This is a genomic window from Oleiphilus sp. HI0125, assembly GCF_001635355.1.
Window position 1 is genome coordinate 1 of record NZ_LWGF01000804.1, and the last position, 1,836, is coordinate 1,836.

The window sequence follows — 1,836 nt, forward strand, 5'->3', positions numbered from 1 at the left end:
GAATGCTTGTGGTCACCATCACGTTGGTAACATTGGAGTACTAGGTGTAGATAAGCGAGGCCAAGAGTTCTACCAAGTGTCCCTAGGTGGTGATTCAGGTCGAGATGCCTCCATCGGCAAGATCCTTGGCCCATCGTTCGCGCGCGCAGACATGCCGAATGTTATCACCAAGTTGATTGATGTTTTTGTTGAGAATCGCAGCGAAGATGAACTTTTCATCGACACTTATCGCCGTATTGGCATGGACCCATTCAAGGAGCGCGTATATGCCAAAGCTGATTAATCTTACCGGCGATCAAGCAAATACTTTTGAGTTGCTTGCAAAAGACTACGAAGGTGACGTAAAAGCAAACACCATCGTACCGATGGCGTTTTTTATGGCGAACCAAGAAGCTGTTCTTAATGCTGGAAACGTGGGCATCTGGATCGACAGTGAAGAGCAACCAGAAGAGCTACCCGAAACAGCGAAAACTTTGCCAGTTATCGCGATTAACTTTCCTAAATTTATGGATGGTCGTGGCTATTCAATTGCACGTTATGCTCGCGAGCGTTTGAACTTTGAAGGCGAACTTCGCGCAATCGGTGACGTACTGCTGGACCAGTTGTCATACCTTAAGCGTTGCGGTTTTAATGCCTTTGATATGCGTGACGATGTCGATACAGAGCTCGCGCTATCTTCTCTTGGCGAATTTACAGAAGCTTATCAAGCGTCTAATGAGCAACCTACGCCTTTGTTTAGACGTCGTTAGTCTTTGTTGCTCAGCACAAAAAAGCCGACTATCTGAGTCGGCTTTTTTGTTTTCTGGCAAACCTTACAAGCGTCCTTCGCCACTCTCTAACACCTCACTCAAAGGTTTTAGCTGCTCTTCAAATGGCTTCGATGCTTTTACTGCGTCTTTATAAATTGGCTGCCTAACCTGCGCCACAGAAGCGGTGCGTACTGCGCGCTTGTTCTTATGGAACATTAAGCAGTCTGTCTCCATTTCAAGCCCACAATACTCGAGTAGACGCGCAATCTCCTGCTCAGAATTAGCAATCATATTTTCATAGTTTGCCTCATAAATTCGCTTAGGAAACAGAGACGTATTCAACTCCATATGTTGCTTATAGAGGTTGTAATACATACCAAGCTCGCGTAAATCATTTGTGTAGCCATGATTCCCACTAAAGTTTTGTTTATAGATAGAGAAACATGTTTCACTCGCATTACGCGTACAATGTATGATCTTCGCCTCTGGCAACACTGCTGCAATAAAAGCACTCATCATGTAGTTGTAGGGCATCTTATCGGTAAAGTAGACCGGCAAGGGCTCATCACGCTGAGATTGCATTGCGCGTACTTGCCCTAAATACTCTGCAAACGCCGCGTGTAATGCAGTCGCAATCTCATCGACGGAGTCGCTCTGCATAATGCGATCGTTGTGCTTAGAAAAACACTCTGAAAGCGTTTTTAACTCACCTTCAGCCCCTACTTTTGAATGACTCGACAAAATCTGTTCGATCAAAGTAGTGCCCGAACGAGGCATGCCCAGAATAAAGATTGGAGCAGCTCCATCCTCTATCTTCGGTTTATTAGCCAACGCTTCTATCAGCTCGGGAGTCATTGCTTTCTGCAGCATCGCGAACATGCTTTGCGTCTGCGTATGTGCATATTGGTAGCCAGAACGATTTAAGTCGTTACCCTGCTTCAAATACTCAAAACTCATCGACTTATCGCCTTTTTTGTCATAGTGCATACTGACAACATAGGCCAAATTCATCTTCGCATCAGCTGGCAAACCACCCTGACGAAGCTTTTGCTCATACTGGGGAATAATCTCATCAAGTAAAGGCTGC

2 protein-coding genes and 1 pseudogene are annotated in these 1,836 nt (G+C 45.4%); 2 read left to right on the forward strand and 1 reads right to left on the reverse strand.

All coding sequences use genetic code 11. The annotated features are described in order from the left end of the window. A pseudogene (locus A3762_RS12995) lies at positions 1 to 283 on the forward strand (nitrite/sulfite reductase); the annotation flags it as partial. After that, a complete protein-coding gene (locus tag A3762_RS13000; RefSeq protein WP_068478742.1) occupies positions 267 to 749 on the forward strand; it encodes a DUF934 domain-containing protein in 483 nt (160 codons plus the stop codon). The pseudogene A3762_RS12995 and the gene A3762_RS13000, both read left to right, overlap by 17 nt. 63 nt (positions 750 to 812) lie before the next feature. On the opposite strand, the gene A3762_RS13005 is transcribed toward A3762_RS13000, so the two are convergent. Next, a partial coding sequence (locus tag A3762_RS13005) for a sulfotransferase (RefSeq protein ID WP_197469243.1) occupies positions 813 to 1,836 on the reverse strand: 1,024 nt, incomplete at its 5' end.

What these genes read in the sequence shown, in the direction of transcription:
- A3762_RS13000 (WP_068478742.1), top strand. Translation starts at nt 267, where the DNA reads ATGCCAAAGCTGATTAATCTTACCGGCGATCAAGCAAATACTTTTGAG.